Consider the following 16,640-nt stretch of genomic DNA (forward strand, 5'->3'; position numbering starts at 1 on the left):
ACCAGCCAGCGCAGGATGTTAATCGGAAACCCGCTAGTGGCGCACTCCCCTGATCGCGCGCAGTGCGGCGTTGGCCATCACCCGGACGCCGCAGCCAATCGCCTGCTCGTCGGGGTTGTAGTCGCCCCGGTGCAGGTCGTAGGTCTCCCCGTTCGGTGTGCGCGTCCCGAGGCGCATCATGGCGCCGGGCACCTCCTGGGTCATCCAGGCGAAATCCTCACCGCCCATTGACTGAGGCGTGAGGACGACGGCGTCCGGTCCGAGTTCCGCGCGCGCCGCGGCTTCCAGCAGTCCGGTTTCCGCTTCGGTGTTGATCACGGGCGGCACTCCGCGGGTGTGTTCCAGATGGACGTCCACCCCGAAAGGAGCGGCAATCTGCCGGACGGTGCTGTCGAGGAGGTCACCCGCGGCTTCCCAGGCCTCACCGTCGAGGCAACGCATGGTGCCGGACATGAAGCCGTGGCCGGGAATGGCGTTGGGCGCACTGCCGGCATGGATCTGGCCCCACACCACCGACACGGCACTGCGGACGTCGATCCGCCGGGACAGCACGGCTGGCACGTTGACAGCAATGTTGGCGAGCGCGAACACCAGGTCCTCGGTGAGGTGCGGCCGCGACGTGTGACCTCCCCTCCCGGTCAGTTCCACCCGGACGGTGTCAGACGCCGACGTGATGGCCCCGATCCGGGTCCCCACCAGGCCGACGTCGATATGCGGGTCGCAGTGCAGTGCCACGATCCGTGGCACGTCGCGGAGCACTCCCTGCTCGATGACTTCCAGGGCGCCGCCGGGCATCATTTCCTCAGCGGGCTGGAAGATGACCCGGATGCGCCCGCCCAGCGGCTCGTCGTCGTTCATCCGTGCGAGCACCAGCGCCACCCCGAGCATCACCGTCGCGTGGATGTCGTGACCGCAGGCGTGGGCAATACCGGTCGACGACGACTCGTAGGCCAGCCCCGTCTCCTCCAGCACCGGCAACGCGTCAATATCCGCGCGCAACCCCAACTTGATGGGACCGGAGCCGATGTCGACGAATAATCCCGTGTATTCGAGCCGCTGGGGTGTCAGGCCCGCTGCCTCCAGCCGCTCCACGAGCCGGTCGGTGGTGCGGTGTTCCTTGTGCGACAGTTCGGGGTGCATGTGCAGATCCCGCCGGAAAAGGGTCAGATCCTCCAGCAGGGGGGCAAGCCACACGCCGATGGAAGGGGCTGCTGCGGGATTGGTTGGCGCACTGCTGTTGGTTTGCACCCCTCCAGCCTAGCCACAGCCGGTCCGCACTCTTGAACTGTGCAGTTGGGTTAAGCGGGAAGGATGGCTAGCGGGTTGTTAGAGGACGTCGATCTCGCCGCTGGCACGCAGGTGCTCGACGGCCTTCTTGACTTCCTGCGCGTGCTCCTTGGTGGTGACCAGCAGTGCGTCGGGGGTGTCGACGATGACGACGTCGTCAATCCCAATCAGGGCGATCACCCGCTTCGTGTCGGAAACCACGATCCCCGAAGCGTTGTCGGAGAACACCCGGGCCCCCTCGCCCATCACGGTCAGCTTCGAGTTCTCGATGGCGGGATTCAGCCGGCCGATGGCGGCGAAATCGCCGACGTCGTCCCAGCTGAAGTTGCCGGGGATCATCGCCACGTCACCAGCCGCGGCGGCCGGTTCGGCGACCGCGTAGTCGATGGCGATCTTCGGCAGGGTGGGCCAGACCCGGCGGGCCACCTCAACCCGGTTCGGGGTATCCCAGGCCTGCGCAATTTCGGTCAGCCCGGCATGAAGGATGGGCTCGTTGGCTTCGAGGTGGCGGAGCATGAGCGCCACCGGGGCCACGAACATTCCGGCGTTCCAGCTGTACTTTCCGGATTCGAGGTACCCCTGGGCCACTTCCTCGGACGGCTTCTCCACGAATTCGATCACCGCGTGGGCGCTCGGGGCACCCTCGATCTCGAGCCGCTCCCCGGCGCGGATATAGCCGAAACCAGTGGCGGGAAGGGTGGGCTTGATGCCGATGGTGACGATATAACCCTGGGCCGCTGTGTGGATCGCTTCGCGCACCGCGTCCTGGAACACCTCCACCGGAGTGATTACCTGGTCGGCGGCGAACGAGCCCATAATGATGTCCGGGTCCCGCTGGTACAGGATGGCAGCGGCGAGGCCGACGGCGGCGGCGGAGTCTTTCGGTTCGCTCTCAAGCACCAGGTTGGAGTCCTGGATCTCGGGGATCTGCTTCAGGACCGCCGTGCGGTGCACCTTACCGGTGACCACCATGATGCGGTCACCGCTGAGCGGGCCCAGCCGATCATAGGTGGCGCGGATGAGGGTGCTGCCGGAACCGGTGAGGTCGTGCAGGAACTTGGGCGCGGCCGCACGGGAGAGCGGCCACAGGCGCGTCCCCACTCCACCGGCGGGGATCACACCGTAGAAGCGCTCAAGCGCCTCGGTCGAATTTTGGGCACCAGCCCGCTGCGTAGTCATCGCCTCCACGTTAGTGCACGATGGTGAATTCGGCGGGCCGCAGAGCGGCTCCGACCGCCGATCGGCCCCCGAACCGCACCCGCCACGAGCCAAAAACGGGGTGCAGGTGAAGCGTCACTTTAGCGCCTGTTAAGAATGTCACAGCGTAGGGAAGCCTAAATTGAACCCACGGGTGACGGAGCCTACATTAGGATCAAGTGAAGAGTGCTTTCGCATCGGCGTCTTTCTGCGTGGGAGACATGCATACGCCGGGCGTGCAGGGGAGGTTATTTCAGTGTCGAAGATACCAGCGGGCACCCTCTACCGCGGCCGTGAGGGCATGTGGTCATGGGTAGCCCATCGTATTACCGGAGTAGTGATCTTCTTCTTCCTCCTGGTTCATGTGCTTGACACCTCTTTGGTGCGCGTGTCCCCCGAGGCTTATGACGCAGTGATCGAATCCTACAAAAACCCCATCATGGGCCTGGGCGAACTGGGTTTGGTGGCAGCCATCGTGTTCCACGCGTTCAACGGGCTCCGCGTCATCCTGATCGACTTCTGGAAAAAGGGGCCCAAGTACCAGCGTCAGCTGCTCTGGGGCGTCATCGGGCTGTGGGCCGTCACCATGGTCGCGTTCTCCATCCGTCACCTCTCAGTTGTCTTTGGAGGCTAAGCCATGGCTAATCCAGTAATTGAAAGTCCCCGCTCCGGGCGCGTTGCGCCGGAGTACACCCGTACCGGTGCCAGCAAGGGCAACTTTGAGATGTTGGCCTGGCTGTTCATGCGGGTCTCAGGCATCATCCTGGTGGTCCTGATCTTCGTCCACCTGTGGACTTCACTGATCGACGGCGATGGCATCAAGGGCGTCGACTTCGGTTTCGTGGCCGGCAAGTGGGCTGATCCGGTGTGGCAGATCTGGGACCTGGTGATGCTGTGGCTGGCAATGCTGCACGGCACCAACGGTGTGCGGACCATCATCAACGACTACGCGGAGAAGGACTCGACCCGGTTCTGGCTCAAGAGCGTGCTCTACGCCTCCACCGTTGTCATCATCGTGCTCGGCACCCTGGTGATTTTCACCTTTGATCCGTGCCCCGTGATCGACGGCGTGGCGCACGTAGCGCCATACTGCCCGGCTCCGTAGGGCTCTCGACGCATCAGGCCGCCGGCGCGGCCGTCCGGTTACAACAGAAAGAGCAACACGTATGCAGGTCCACAAGTACGACGTCGTTATCGTGGGTGCCGGCGGCGCCGGTATGCGCGCCGCCATCGAATCCGGGCAACGTGCGCGGACCGCAGTTCTGACCAAGCTGTACCCCACCCGCTCCCACACCGGGGCGGCGCAGGGCGGCATGTGCGCGGCTCTGGCCAATGTCGAAGAAGACAACTGGGAATGGCACACCTTTGACACGGTCAAGGGCGGCGACTATCTGGTTGACCAGGACGCGGCGGAGGTGATGGCCAAGGAGGCCATCGACGCCGTGCTGGACCTCGAGAAAATGGGGCTGCCCTTCAACCGCACCCCCGAGGGCCGGATCGACCAGCGCCGCTTCGGCGGCCACACCCGTGACCATGGCAAAGCCCCGGTACGCCGCTCCTGCTACGCAGCCGACCGCACCGGACACATGATCCTGCAGACCCTCTACCAAAACTGCGTCAAGCACAACGTCGAGTTCTACAACGAGTACTACGTGCTCGACCTGCTGACCGTTCAGGAAGAAGTCACCGTCGACGGGGTCACCAAGTTGCAGACCCGGGTAGCCGGCGTCGTCACCTACGACCTGGCAACCGGCGAGCTGCACGTGTTCCAGGCCAAGTCGATCGTCTTCGCCTCGGGCGGTGTGGGTAAGGTCTACAAGACCACCTCCAACGCACACACCCTCACCGGTGACGGAATGGGCATCGCGTTCCGCCGGGGCATCCCCCTGGAGGACATGGAGTTCTTCCAGTTCCACCCAACCGGCCTGGCCGGTCTGGGCATCCTGCTCTCCGAAGCCGCCCGCGGCGAGGGCGCGATCCTGCGTAACTCCGAGGGCGAGCGGTTCATGGAACGGTACGCCCCCACCATCAAGGACCTGGCTCCCCGTGACATTGTGGCCCGCTCGATGGCCAACGAGGTACGGGAAGGGCGCGGCTGCGGACCGAACAAGGATTACGTCCTCTTGGACCTCACCCACCTGGAGCCGGCACACATCGACGCGAAACTCCCGGACATCACCGAGTTTGCGCGCACCTATCTCGGCGTCGAGCCGTACACCGAGCCGGTGCCCGTCTTCCCCACCGCCCACTACGCGATGGGCGGCATCCCCACCAACATCAAGGCCGAGGTGCTGCAGGACAACGACACCATTGTGCCGGGCCTGTACGCCGCCGGTGAGGTGGCATGCGTGTCGGTGCACGGATCAAACCGTCTGGGCACCAACTCACTGTTGGACATCAACGTGTTCGGCAAGCGCGCAGGCATCTACGCGGCGGAGTACGCATTGACCGCCGACTTCGTGGAAATCCCCGAGAACCCGCTCACCGAAACCGAGTCGCTGCTCGACACGATGCGCAGCTCCGAAGGTGGCGAGCGGGTGGCACAGATCCGCAAGGAACTGCAGGACATCATGGATGCCAACGTCCAGGTGTTCCGCACCGAGGAAACCCTGCTCGAGGCGCTCAGCGTCATCGACGGCCTGGAAGAGCGGTACAAGCACGTCACCGTCCAGGACAAGGGGAAACGGTTCAACCTGGACCTGCTGGAAGCAGTGGAACTGGGCTTCCTGCTCGACATGGCCAAGGTCATGACCGCCGCCGCCCTGCACCGCAAGGAATCCCGCGGCGGGCACTTCCGCGAGGACTTCCCCGACCGGGACGACGAGAACTACCTGACCCACTCGATGGCCTACCTGGATCCGACGGCCACCGAAACCTCCGGCGTGCGCCTGAAAACCAAGCCGGTTGTGTTTACCCGTTACCAGCCCATGGAGCGTAAGTACTAATGAGCACAGAAACAGTCGAAAGAGAACCAGCCTCCAAGATCGACCTCGCACCGGGGATTGGCGGCGGCGGGGAAATCCCGACGTTCGACATCACCCTCAAGGTACGCCGCTACAACCCGGAGGTTTCCGACGAGTTCCACTGGGACGAGTGGAAGCTGACCATGTACGGCACCGACCGCGTGCTGGACGCCCTGCACAAGGTCAAGTGGGAGCATGACGGTACCGTGACGTTCCGTCGCTCCTGCGCCCACGGTGTGTGCGGGTCCGACGCGATGCGGATCAACGGCCGAAACCGGTTGGCCTGCAAGACCCTGCTGAAGGACCTCGACACGTCCAAGCCCATCCTGGTGGAGCCCATCAAGGGCCTCCCGGTGGAGAAGGACCTCATCGTGGACATGGAGCCTTTCTTCCAGTCCTTCCGTGAAGTCATGCCGTTCCTGGTCAACCGTGGCCACGAGCCCACGAAGGAGCGCCTGCAGTCGTCCGAGGAGCGCGAACGTTTCGATGACACCACCAAGTGCATCCTGTGCGCCGCGTGCACGTCCTCGTGCCCGGTGTTCTGGACCGACGGCCAGTACTTCGGCCCAGCCGCAATCGTCAACGCGCACCGTTTCATCTTCGACTCCCGCGACGACGCCGGCGACATGCGCCTGGAGATCCTCAACGACAAAGAGGGTGTGTGGCGTTGCCGCACCACCTTCAACTGCACCGAGGCTTGCCCCCGTGGCATTCAGGTGACCAAGGCCATCGCCGAGGTCAAGCAGGCCATCCTGAACCGCAAGATCTAGGAAACTTCAGCTCAGCCTCATGAACGGCTCTGGCCCGGTCCCGCTCTCCAGCGGACCGGGCCAGAGGTGTTTAATCGGAGTTGTTTAACCTGAGTTGCTTAACCGGCTCTTCACGAACGAGAGTGTAGTGGTCGGCCTTCGGTGATCTCTCGGGACATCGTGGACGGCGTTTGGTGCGCGTCGGTGGAGGGGTAGGGGTCGAGGTCTCCCGGAAGATGGAAGTTCTCACACTGATCATCCCGGCCGAAAGACCTCGACGTGCTCAACCCTACGTTCGCGACCCCTGATCTGACGACGTTCTGCCGCCTCGACGAACTCGGCCTGGTGGCCGTCGGGCAACATCTGGACCCGAAGCGCGCGGTGATCAAGTGCCGTGTCGTGGAGTCGGACGGGTGGTGCCGCGAATGCGGGGCCGAGGGCACGCCACGGGACACGGTGATCCGCCGTTTGGCGCATGAGCCATTCGGGCACCGGCCCACGACACTGCTCGTACGGGTTCGCCGGTACCAGTGCTCGGGATGCCGGCGGGTGTGGCGGCAGGACACCTCGAAGGCGGCCCCGTCTCGGGCGAAGATCTCCCGTGGCGGACTGCGGTGGGCACTGACCGGACTCGTGGTCGACCACCTGACCGTGTCCCGTATCGCGGCAGGTCTTGGAGTGCCGCTAACGACGCCGTTCTGGGCGAGGGCAAGCGTCGGCTGATCGATGACCCCACCCGGTTCGACGACGTGTCCGCGATCGGGGTCGATGAGCACGTGTGGCGGCATACCCGTCGCGGCGACAAATACGTGACGGTGGTCATTGATCTGACGCCAATCCGCAAGAAGACGGGCCCAGCACGACTGCTAGACATGGTCGAGGGCCGCTCCAAGCAGGTGTTCAAGCAATGGCTCCGGGGTCGGCCGCAGGCCTGGCGGGACGGCGTGGAAGTGGTCGCGATGGATGGGTTCACCGGGTTCAAGACCGCGACCAGCGAGGAGCTCCCGGACGCGGTCCCTGTGATGGACCCGTTCCATGTGGTGCGGCTTGCCGGCGACGGGTTGAATCGGTGCCGGCAACGTATTCAGCAGGCAACGCTCGGGCATCGGGGGCGGGCCGGGGATCCGCTGTATCGGGCGCGGCGGACCCTGCATACTGGCGCGGACCTGCTCAGCGAGAAACAGAACGCACGGCTGAATGCTGTCTTCGCGGTCGAGGATCACGTCGAGGTCGAAGCGACGTGGGGCATCTATCAGCGGATCGTCGCCGCGTACCGAGAACCTGATAAGAGACGAGGAAAGCAGATGATGCAGGCGGTCATCGACGCGGTCACCAGCGGCGTCCCGAACACGCTGACCGAGGTCCGTCGGCTCGGCAGGACCCTGAAACAGCGTGCCGCGGACGTGCTCGCGTTCTTCGACCGTCCCGGCACCAGCAACGGCCCCACGGAGGCGATTAATGGGCGCCTCGAGCACCTCCGCGGCTCCGCCCTCGGGTTCCGGAACCTCACCCATTACATCGCCCGTAGCCTCCTCGAATCAGGCGGCTTCAGACCTCAACTACACTCTCGTTCGTGAAGAGCCGCTTAACCAGAGTCGGTGTTTAACCAGAGTCCTTTCGGTGAAGACGGTTGTTCACCGCCATGCCGCTAGCCCTTCTGTCGGTTGGCGACGCGGCTGCGCTGCTTCAGCGACCGGCCGTGGCGCGGGGTGAGACCCGCCTCGGTATCGGCGGCACCAATGGCGCCCCAGGCGGCGGCCAGCAGGTAGACCTGGCTGAGCAGGAAGAACCAGACGAACAGGCCGACGACGACGGTGAACGGTGCCAGCAACGGGTTGCCTTGGCCAACACTGCCGAGGAGCAGGGTGCTGAAGGTGCGCAGCACGGTGCTTCCGACCGCGGTAATCAGGGACGACTGGATGAGCAACCGACGGGACTGCTCAATCCCCGACGCACGCCGGAAGAGGATGACTGCGACGGCGAAGTCCACCACCAGCATCAGCACGATACCGGCGAGCTGGGTGAAGGGCCGGCCTGTGTCGCCGAACTCCAGCCAGTCGAACACCACGTCCAGGAGGGTGTTGGCCACGAGGCCGATCGCGGTGGTCACGATCATCGCAGCCCCCAGCACCAGGAGCGTCCCCAGGTCCTTGATCCGCAGCAGGATGGGATTCACCAGCAGTGGGGGTAACGCGAAAATCCCCCTCATGGCCTGCCGGACACCCGCAATCCAGCCCAGCGCGGTGATGAGGGTGATGACCGTCGAGACGATCAGGGTGAGGGTCAGGCCCTCGTTGGCGTTGAACAGGGCTTCGGGGGTGGCGAGACCGGGGCCATCGGGTTCCATGATGAGGATGCCGGGAGCGGTGGCATCCACCGCCTCGACGATCAGGTTCTGCAGGGGTGCATTGCCGGCGACCACCAGGCCCAGAATGGAGAACCCGGCCAGGAGCAGCGAGGCCATGGAGAAGAACAGCCGGTAGGCGATGCCCGCTGCCATGAGCGGACCCCGTCGAACCACGTAAAGGTGGAACACCCGGACGGCGCGGACCACGAAGATGCGGGCCAGCAGGTAGGTGATTGTCGGCTCCGCGAGGGCCAGACCGGTGAGCCCCCGGCGCCGCGCCTTGCCCAGGTCACGGCGGGCGTCGATGACCTTGCGTTTGAGGTGGGCTAGCTCTGCCGGGCGGGGCTCATCATAGTGCGGACCCTGGGCCGTGGCTGCGGTCCGGGTGTTGATCTTGGCCAAAGCTCAGCTCTTCCCTCAGTCTCCAGATGCCCAACGAGTCATGCTCGTACAGACCCATAGTACGGACAGTGAAGGAGGCTTCGAACCCTTCAAGCTGACTCTCGGCCCAGTCCATGCTGGCCGTACTGACATCGTGGGCCACTGTCACATGCGGGTGGAAGGGAAACTCGAGGGTGCGCTCCAGGGGACCACACTGCAGTTTCTCGTGCAGTGCCACGCAGTCGGTGAATCCCTCGTCCAGGTTCAGGTACACCACCGGAGAGACGGGCCGGAACGTCCCGGTGCTCTTCAGGGTGACGGTGAACGGCCGCTGCCCCCTGGCTACCTCACGTACATGGGCGGTGGTTTCAGCCCAGTCCGAAGCGGGGGTGGTCGTCACTAGCGTGATATGCGCCGGGATCAGGGAGGCCATCGGGTCGCCAAAGGCAGCACGCCACTGTTCGAGGATCGCCGCCAACGGTTCCGGCACTGCGATGACTATCCCAACGCAACTCTCCCGGACACCACCGGCCGACGGCGCGGCTTCGCCGTCGGCCGGTGACGGCTGACCGCTGGTGGAGGCCCTGATGCTGTGGTCCATGCCGCTAGCGCGCACCACCCAGAGGGGGAAGGAACCCGAGTTTCGCGTACACATCCGCCAGCGTGGCGGAGGCGATGCTGCGCGCCTTCTCCGCACCGCGGGCGAGGAGGGAATCGAGTTCGGCGGGGTCGTCGAGGAGTTCGGTGGTGCGGAGTCGGATGGGATCAAGGTGGGCGACCACGACGTCGGCCAGCTCGGTCTTCAGATGCCCGTACATGCGGCCCTGAAACTCCCCCACCACCTCATCAATGGTCTTGCCGGTGAGCATCGAGTAGATCGAGAGCAGGTTGGACACCCCTGGCTTGGTTTCCCTGTCGAACCGGATCTCCGTCCCGGTGTCGGTGACCGCCGACTTGATGCGTTTGGCGGTTACCTTCGGGTCATCCATCAGGTTGATCAGGCCTGCCGGCGAGCTGGCAGACTTCGACATCTTGGCCGTCGGATTCTGCAGGTCGTAGATCTTGGCCGATTCCTTCTGGATGAAGGGCCTCGGAACCACGAACGCTTCCCCGAAGCGGGAGTTGAAGCGTTGCGCCAGGTCCCGGCTCAGTTCGACGTGTTGCCGCTGGTCCTCCCCCACCGGAACGCCCTCCGGCTGGTACAGCAATATATCTGCGGCCTGCAGGATGGGGTAGGTGAAGAGGCCAACACTGGCCGCGTCGGCGCCCTGTTTCAGGGACTTGTCCTTGAACTGGGTCATCCGTGACGCTTCACCGAAGCCGGTGATGCAGTTCAACACCCAGCCCAGCTGGGCATGCTCCGGCACATGGGACTGCACAAACAGGGTGCACTTATCCACGTCCACCCCGCCAGCGATGTACTGCGCAGCGGTACGGCGGGTACGCTCAGCGAGTTCCGCCGGGTCCTGGGGCACCGTGATGGCGTGCAGGTCCGGGATGAAGTAAATCGCCTCGTACTCGTCCTGCATCCGCACCCAGTGCACCAGCGCGCCGAGGTAGTTTCCCAGATGAAGGGACTCACCCGAGGGCTGCATGCCGGAGAGGACCCGCTGCCGTGCACCGGTGGTGGAGATTGTCATGGTTGTTGATTCCTGAAGTTAGAGCCGGTAGTCCACTACCAGCGGGGCATGGTCTGAGAATCGCGTATCCCAGGAAGGTGCTCGGTCGACGACGGCGTCGGCTGCGGCTGCGGCGAGGCCCTGGGTGGCGAGGTGGTAGTCAATCCGCCATCCGGTGTCGTTGTCGAAGGCCTGGCCGCGCCAGGACCACCAGGTGTAAGGTCCGTCCACCTCGCCTGCGAGGCGGCGGTGAACGTCGACAAACCCGAACTCGTCATCGAAAAACCTGTCGAAGTAGGCGCGCTCCTCGGGGAGGAATCCCGCCTTCTTCTGGTTGCCCTTCCAGTTGCGGATGTCGAGCTGGGTGTGTCCCACGTTCAGGTCGCCGACCAGCAGGGCATGGTCGCGGGTGCGCCGCAGCTCGGGGAGCCGCTCGGACATCACATCAAGGAAGCGGTACTTGTCGGCCTGCTTGGGGCTGTCCACCTCGCCCGAGTGGACGTAGGCGCTGACGACGGTCAGGCTGACACCCGAAAGGTCGAAATCGGCCTCGACCCAGCGGCCGGACGTGGCAAAGTAGTCATCGCCGATATGGGTGCGGGTGGCCAATGGCGCCATCCGTGAGGCGATCGCGACGCCGGCGCGGCCCTTCGCCTCCGCTTCGGCGTGGATGATATGCCAGGAATCGCCCAGCAGTCCCCGCAGGATGTCGTCGGGCGCCCGCACCTCCTGCAGGCAGAGGATGTCGATCTCACGCTCGGCCAGCCAGTCGGCCATGCCTCGTTTGTAGGCCGCCCGGATGCCGTTGACGTTGACCGTTGCGACGCGAAGCGCCGCCCCTTTGATGGGGGACAACACGGCAGAGGAGGCGGGAAGGGTTGCTGTAGAACTCACTCGTTCAACCCTACCGGAGCGCGCTGGCGGTGGGGTTGAACCGCGGGTGGCAGCTGGTGCCGCACTCAGTCGACAACAGTGCCCTCCACCGGGCCGTCGTCGTTCCGCTTCATCATCGAGCGCGCGTTGTGGGAGGTGATCTCAATGGTTTCGAGCGCCCGACCAACTGTCTCCTCATCGCTGGACTTCCCGGCGTCCATATGGTCGCGGATGACCCGGACCTGGACCTGGACGATTTTGAAGCTGTGGTCAAGTTTCATATCTCGGGCCAGCGTTGCCTCATCGACGACGCCGGTCGTGGTGGCGTCCGGGATGCCGTTGGCGCGGTTGAACTGTTGCTGGGCCTCGTTAATGCGGGCCCTCGCGTTGCGTGCCGCCGACCGAAGGCTGAACACCACGAAACTGAAGATCAGCAGCCAGCCGAGCGAAATGATCGCCACCAACCAGCCGACTACATCGTTCTGGTTCGCGGCGAAGACCACCGCCACGAGGAACACGATGAGCATGATGCTCATCCCGATGGTGCCCATCCGCAGGCTCAGCCCTCGGCCCGCACCCGTGGGAGCTCCGGTTGCTGCAGGTTTTTGGTTCCCTAGAGGCTTCATAGAGACCATTCTCGCAAATCTCTCGCAACTAGGGGACTTCGAGGGTGGGCTTCCACCGTTGGCGAACGCTGCCCGCTCCACTTCTTTTCAGAACCCGACCCATCCGTGACCCGCACCACTCCGAAGTAAAAGTATGTGTGCTTATGATTGGCATGCTAATACTCGCACTACGGAGGAAAATCACATGAATAAGAACTTGCGTCTTCTCGCAGTCCCCACCCTCGCCCTCGGCATGGTTGCTATGGCCGGTGCACCAGCAATGGCTGACCACGCCGACGGTTCTTACACCGCCACGTTCGGCCAGCTCAACGGCACCACTGGTACCGCCACGTACACCATGGACATTGATGATACGACGGCGACTGTGAACCTGCAGGTTTCCGGCCTGGCCGAAACCTTCATGGACGCTCCGTACCCCCACGTACAGCACATTCACGGTGGCGCACTGGGCGAATGCCCGACCATGGCGGATGACGAGAACGGTGACGGCATCATCAACACCTCTGACGGCGCACCTGCCTACGGCGGAATTCTCACCACGCTGACCACCAGCGGCGAGACCAGCGCTGCAGAGGGCCTGAACCTCGAGCTGGCTGGCCAGGGCGGAAGCTACTCCATCGAGCGCACCTTCGAGATGAATGCAGAGACCCTGGATTCCATCGAAGCCGGTACCGCAGTGGTTGTTATCCACGGACTCGACCCAGCTACCGCAACCGGTACCGAAGAAGCGTTCAACTCAGAGAGCGACATCGCTCCTGACCTGCCACTGGGCGCAACCTCGCCTGCACTGTGTGGCGTTGTGACAGCCGCCCAGATGGGCGCCATGCCTGAAGGTGGCGCTGACACCGGTGTTGCACAGTCCAGCACCAACAACATGGGAGCGCTCGTCCTCGGAGGTGGCCTCGTTCTGGCTGCTGCCGCTGGCGGCACCTACGTGGTTCGCCGCAACGCTGCAAACCGCGCATAAGGAATAGTCTGATTTCATGATCAGCACTACAAACGGTCGTCGTCGAGGCTTTGCGGTCTCGGCGGCGACCGCCCTTTTGATACTCACCGCCTGCGGCGCCGAGGCGCCTCCGCAGGGCACTGACCAGTCGTCTTCGGCTGCGCCCACCTCGGCCGCCCCCCCGGAGGCGTCGCCGACGCCGACCGCGTCACCGTCAGGCACCCCCACCCCGTCGGCCGCATCCTCACCCGCACCCTCGCCGGAGCTTCCCGCTGTGCTCGAAGCGTCGAAGCCGGTGTCGTTCAACATCCCGACGATCGATGCCGGATCCGAACTGCTCCACCTGGGACTGCGTGACAACGGGTCGCTCGAAGTGCCACCCGAAGGCCCGGGTGCGCCGGCCAGCTGGTATGACCAGTCGCCCACGTCGGGCGAACGGGGACCATCAATTCTGCTCGGCCACGTCAATGCGACCGGCGGCGGTCCAGGCGTCTTCGCGGACCTGCGGTCCCTGGAAGCCGGCGACGAGATCAACGTGGTCCGTGAGGATGGCACCACCGCTGTCTTCGCCGTCGACCGCGGCGAGCAATACATGAAGGACAACTTCCCCACCCTTGAGGTTTATGGGAACACCGACGCCGCCGAACTCCGCCTGATCACCTGCGACGGGTACAACCCGGACACCGGCGAATTCGACGACAACTACGTGGTGTACGCGACCCTCGTCCTCTAGCAGGCCAGTACGGCTTGACAGAGCAGGGCTACCAGTTCACGAGGCAGATTGGGTGGCCTGCGGGATCAAGATCCCGCCGTCCTCCCGTTGTCGTGTTGGACCCCGATCATCCGCACCTACTTGAGGAACAGCTTCCGCAGCCGGCTGGTGGTCAGCACCATCCCGATCAGGATCATCACCAGATAGTAGAGAATGTGGATCGCCGTCGCGGACGTGAACGTGCCGACGCTGATCTGGCGCAGCAGCTCAACACCATGCCAGAGGGGAAGCGCCTGGATGAACCATTGGATGCCCTGCGGGTACACGCTCAGCGGGTAGAACGTCGCCGAGAACAGGAACATCGGCAACATCACGAAGTTGATCCAGTCCATCTGCTGGAAGGTCTTCATGTAGCTGGTGATCCCCATCCCGAAGGACGCGAACCCGAACGCGATCAGCACCGACGCCGGCACCATCAGCAGCGCCCACGGTGTGGTGATCAACCCCATCATGCCCATCACGGCTGTGAACCCGGTGGCGTACATGGCCCCGCGCAGCAGGGCCAGGAAGATCTCCCCGATCGCGACGTCCAGCGGCCCCAGCGAGGTGTACAGCATGCCCTGGTAGAGCTTCGCGAAGTTCATCTTGAAGAACACGTTCCAGGTGGAGTCGTAGACGGCGCCATTCATCGCCGAGACGGCCAGCAGGGCCGGAGCGATGTAGGCCGCGTAGCTGATCTCCTCGCCGCCGGGCCCGACGACGTCGCCCACCAGTGCACCGAGCCCCACCCCCATGGAGATCAGGTAGAGCACCGGCTCGAAGAAGCCCGAGACCATGATCAGCCAGTTGCTGCTCTTGGTCGCGCGCAGACCACGGGCGATCACTGCTTTGGCGTTGCGGGAGTAGAGGGCGCTGAACCGTCGGTTGTGCGCGGTGATCCGGTAGTCGTCGTCGGTCAGCGGCCGGGCCGACGACGGGCCGGATCGCTGGGCCAGGTTCTCGATCATTTGCCCAGCCTCCGTTCGTAGGTGCGACGGGCCAGACGCCAGCCGAGGAAGGCGAGCGCTACCAGATACACGAGGTGGATCACTGCCAGCCAGGCCGGCACCGGGTAACCGTAGGTGAGCATCCGGCCCAGTTGGGTGCCGTGCCAGAGCGGTGAAACCCACCCGATCCACTGCAGGAAGATCGGCAGGGTGTCCAACGGGAAGAAGGTGCCGGAGAACAGGAACATCGGCGTGACGAGGAAGCGCATCACCAGCGCAAACTGGCCCTTGTCCTCCTCGACGCTCGCCGAGTAGGCCATCAGCGGCAGCCCGAAGGAAAGCCCGCACAGCACCGCCACCGGGACCGCCGCCCATCCCCACGGCGACGGCGAGGCGCCAAACGCTGCAACGATGCCGAAGTAGATGGTGCTCATCAGCACCAGCCGCAGCGTGATCGCGATGATGTAGCCGTTAACAATCTGGTGCACCGCCAGCGGGGAGGCGTGTGGACCGTAGTACACCCGCCGCCATTTGAAGCCATCCATCACCGGGTAGGTGAACTCGGTGGCGGCGGTCATGATGGTGGCCGCCGCGAGCAGGGCCGGCGCGATGAACGCGAGGTAACTGACCCCGCCGAAAGCGTCCGCCGAGTTCTGGTCCACGAGGGTGGCCAGGCCAACCCCCATGGCGAACAGGTACATCACCGGGTTGCCCACACTGTAGGCGATGAGCGTCCAGCGGTACCCGTTCATCACCCGCAGGGCATGTTCGGCGTAGTACCAGGACCCGAACCGTTTCGCCCGGTCCGCCGAGACCTGAGGCGAATGGGCCCGCAGGGGCGGTGACGCCGTCGTCGCCGTGGCATTGGGTGGGGCCGACCCGGGACCGACGCCGACGGGAGGGCTGGGTGGGTTAGTCAACGAGGCTCCTCCCGGTCAGGCGCAGGAAGACGTCCTCCAGCGAGGAGCGCCGCACCAGGGACGTGATGGGGTGCAGGCCGCGGGAGGCTACCTGCTCGAGGGCCGCTTCGCCGTCGTGCGTGTAGATGAGCACGCGGTCGGGCAGCGGCTCGAGCCGGTCGCCGATCCCCTGGAGCTCGGCAGCGACAGTGGTGTTGCGTTCGGAGCCGAACCGGAGCTCGAGCACCTCGCGGGTGGAGTGCTCGCGAATCAGCTGCGCCGGCGACCCCTCCGCCATGATCTTGCCCTTGTCCACCACTACCAGCCGGTCGCAAAGCTGCTCCGCCTCGTCCATGTAATGGGTGGTAAGGATCAGGGTCACCCCCGATTCCTTCAACCGGAACAGCCGGTCCCACAGGATGTGGCGTGCCTGCGGGTCCAGGCCCGTGGTGGGTTCATCAAGCAGGAGGATTTTCGGCTCGTTGATGAGGGACCGGGCAATCGTCAGCCGGCGCTTCATGCCGCCGGAGAGCGAATCGACCTTGGATTTCGCTTTCTCGGTGAGCTGGGCGAACTCCAGCAGCTCGTCGGCCTTGGGCTTGAGGTAGCTCAGGGGCAGCCCGAAGTAGCGCCCGTAGACAATGAGGTTGTCGCGGACCCGGAGCTCCTCGTCGAGGTTGTCCTGCTGCGGCACCACGCCCAGGTGGGCCCGCACCTGCGGGCCGTGCTGCTCCGGGTCGAGGCCCATGATGGTCAACGCCCCCGAGGTGCGCTGCGACACTCCCCCGATCATCCGCATCGTGGTGGATTTACCGGCCCCGTTCGGGCCCAGCAGACCGAAGGATTCGCCAGCGGGAACGTCGAAGGAGATGTCATCGACCGCCGCGAAGTCACCGTAGTGCTTGGTGAGATTCCGGGCAGAGATGACGTAGTCGCGGGACGGTGAGTTCGGCACCTGCTCAGCCTAAGGTATACAACCCATTGGGAAAAGCCAACCACACTCCTTCGCGGACAACAGTGGTCCGCGTTGCCGGTCCCCGCCCGGCTGGTCTTGT

16 protein-coding genes and 1 pseudogene are annotated in these 16,640 nt (G+C 64.4%); 7 read left to right on the top strand and 10 right to left on the bottom strand.

Going from position 1 to position 16,640, the window contains the following annotated elements; all coding sequences use genetic code 11:
* Nucleotides 1–33 precede the first annotated feature (33 nt).
* Nucleotides 34–1,248, bottom strand: coding sequence for an amidohydrolase (locus tag IWX64_RS12710; protein WP_196867493.1), 1,215 nt, complete (start codon nucleotides 1,246–1,248; stop codon nucleotides 34–36).
* Between the two features lie 78 nt (nucleotides 1,249–1,326).
* Complete coding sequence (locus tag IWX64_RS12715) at nucleotides 1,327–2,466, bottom strand: mannose-1-phosphate guanylyltransferase (protein ID WP_196867494.1); 1,140 nt, start codon at nucleotides 2,464–2,466, stop codon at nucleotides 1,327–1,329.
* A gap of 274 nt (nucleotides 2,467–2,740) precedes the next feature.
* Here IWX64_RS12715 and sdhC point away from each other — a divergent pair, with 274 nt between their 5' ends.
* The 5 genes and pseudogenes from sdhC (at nucleotide 2,741) to IWX64_RS12740 (ending at nucleotide 7,773) form a co-directional block, all read left to right on the top strand.
* Nucleotides 2,741–3,118, top strand: a complete 378-nt coding sequence (gene sdhC, locus IWX64_RS12720; RefSeq protein WP_196867495.1) for a succinate dehydrogenase, cytochrome b556 subunit — start codon at nucleotides 2,741–2,743, stop codon at nucleotides 3,116–3,118.
* A gap of 3 nt (nucleotides 3,119–3,121) precedes the next feature.
* The gene (locus tag IWX64_RS12725; RefSeq protein ID WP_171586492.1) at nucleotides 3,122–3,589 is read left to right on the top strand and encodes a succinate dehydrogenase hydrophobic membrane anchor subunit; all 468 of its coding nucleotides are present in this window, start codon (nucleotides 3,122–3,124) and stop codon (nucleotides 3,587–3,589) included.
* A gap of 61 nt (nucleotides 3,590–3,650) precedes the next feature.
* Entirely contained in the window at nucleotides 3,651–5,429 is a 1,779-nt protein-coding gene (sdhA, locus tag IWX64_RS12730) for a succinate dehydrogenase flavoprotein subunit (protein WP_196867496.1), read from the top strand.
* Complete coding sequence (locus IWX64_RS12735; protein WP_196867497.1) at nucleotides 5,429–6,217, top strand: succinate dehydrogenase iron-sulfur subunit; 789 nt, start codon at nucleotides 5,429–5,431, stop codon at nucleotides 6,215–6,217. The genes sdhA and IWX64_RS12735 overlap by 1 nt, the downstream gene beginning before the upstream one ends.
* Before the next feature lie 258 nt (nucleotides 6,218–6,475).
* A pseudogene (locus IWX64_RS12740) lies at nucleotides 6,476–7,773 on the top strand (ISL3 family transposase).
* A gap of 71 nt (nucleotides 7,774–7,844) precedes the next feature.
* Here IWX64_RS12740 and IWX64_RS12745 read toward each other — a convergent pair.
* The 5 genes from IWX64_RS12745 to IWX64_RS12765 form a co-directional block, all read right to left on the bottom strand.
* On the bottom strand, nucleotides 7,845–8,945 hold the full coding sequence (locus tag IWX64_RS12745; protein WP_196867498.1) for a YihY/virulence factor BrkB family protein: 1,101 nt from the start codon (nucleotides 8,943–8,945) through the stop codon (nucleotides 7,845–7,847).
* Complete coding sequence (locus IWX64_RS12750; protein WP_196867499.1) at nucleotides 8,893–9,525, bottom strand: 2'-5' RNA ligase family protein; 633 nt, start codon at nucleotides 9,523–9,525, stop codon at nucleotides 8,893–8,895. Before IWX64_RS12750 ends, IWX64_RS12745 begins: the two co-directional genes overlap by 53 nt.
* Before the next feature lie 4 nt (nucleotides 9,526–9,529).
* Entirely contained in the window at nucleotides 9,530–10,564 is a 1,035-nt protein-coding gene (gene trpS / locus IWX64_RS12755) for a tryptophan--tRNA ligase (protein ID WP_196867500.1), read from the bottom strand.
* 18 nt (nucleotides 10,565–10,582) lie between these two features.
* Nucleotides 10,583–11,389, bottom strand: a complete 807-nt coding sequence (locus IWX64_RS12760; RefSeq protein WP_196867541.1) for an exodeoxyribonuclease III — start codon at nucleotides 11,387–11,389, stop codon at nucleotides 10,583–10,585.
* A 113-nt stretch (nucleotides 11,390–11,502) separates the two neighbouring features.
* Complete coding sequence (locus IWX64_RS12765) at nucleotides 11,503–12,042, bottom strand: hypothetical protein (protein WP_196867501.1); 540 nt, start codon at nucleotides 12,040–12,042, stop codon at nucleotides 11,503–11,505.
* A gap of 184 nt (nucleotides 12,043–12,226) precedes the next feature.
* Between IWX64_RS12765 and IWX64_RS12770 the strand changes: the two genes are divergently transcribed.
* Both IWX64_RS12770 and IWX64_RS17065 read left to right on the top strand, forming a co-directional pair.
* Complete coding sequence (locus IWX64_RS12770; RefSeq protein ID WP_196867502.1) at nucleotides 12,227–13,009, top strand: CHRD domain-containing protein; 783 nt, start codon at nucleotides 12,227–12,229, stop codon at nucleotides 13,007–13,009.
* 16 nt (nucleotides 13,010–13,025) lie between these two features.
* A complete protein-coding gene (locus IWX64_RS17065; RefSeq protein ID WP_245345727.1) occupies nucleotides 13,026–13,721 on the top strand; it encodes a class F sortase in 696 nt (231 codons plus the stop codon).
* Nucleotides 13,722–13,837: 116 nt separating this feature from the next.
* Here the strand turns inward: IWX64_RS17065 and IWX64_RS12780 are convergent, their stop codons facing one another.
* From IWX64_RS12780 to IWX64_RS12790, 3 genes are read right to left on the bottom strand one after another with little or no spacing between them, the layout of a single operon-like run.
* Complete coding sequence (locus tag IWX64_RS12780; RefSeq protein ID WP_245345728.1) at nucleotides 13,838–14,707, bottom strand: ABC transporter permease; 870 nt, start codon at nucleotides 14,705–14,707, stop codon at nucleotides 13,838–13,840.
* The gene (locus IWX64_RS12785) at nucleotides 14,704–15,606 is read right to left on the bottom strand and encodes an ABC transporter permease (protein WP_196867503.1); all 903 of its coding nucleotides are present in this window, start codon (nucleotides 15,604–15,606) and stop codon (nucleotides 14,704–14,706) included. The genes IWX64_RS12780 and IWX64_RS12785 overlap by 4 nt, the downstream gene beginning before the upstream one ends.
* Complete coding sequence (locus IWX64_RS12790) at nucleotides 15,599–16,540, bottom strand: ABC transporter ATP-binding protein (protein WP_196867504.1); 942 nt, start codon at nucleotides 16,538–16,540, stop codon at nucleotides 15,599–15,601. Before IWX64_RS12790 ends, IWX64_RS12785 begins: the two co-directional genes overlap by 8 nt.
* Nucleotides 16,541–16,640 lie beyond the last annotated feature (100 nt).

The organism is Arthrobacter sp. CAN_A212, from assembly GCF_015752345.1.
In the GTDB taxonomy this organism is placed as follows: Bacteria; Actinomycetota; Actinomycetes; order Actinomycetales; family Micrococcaceae; genus Arthrobacter_D.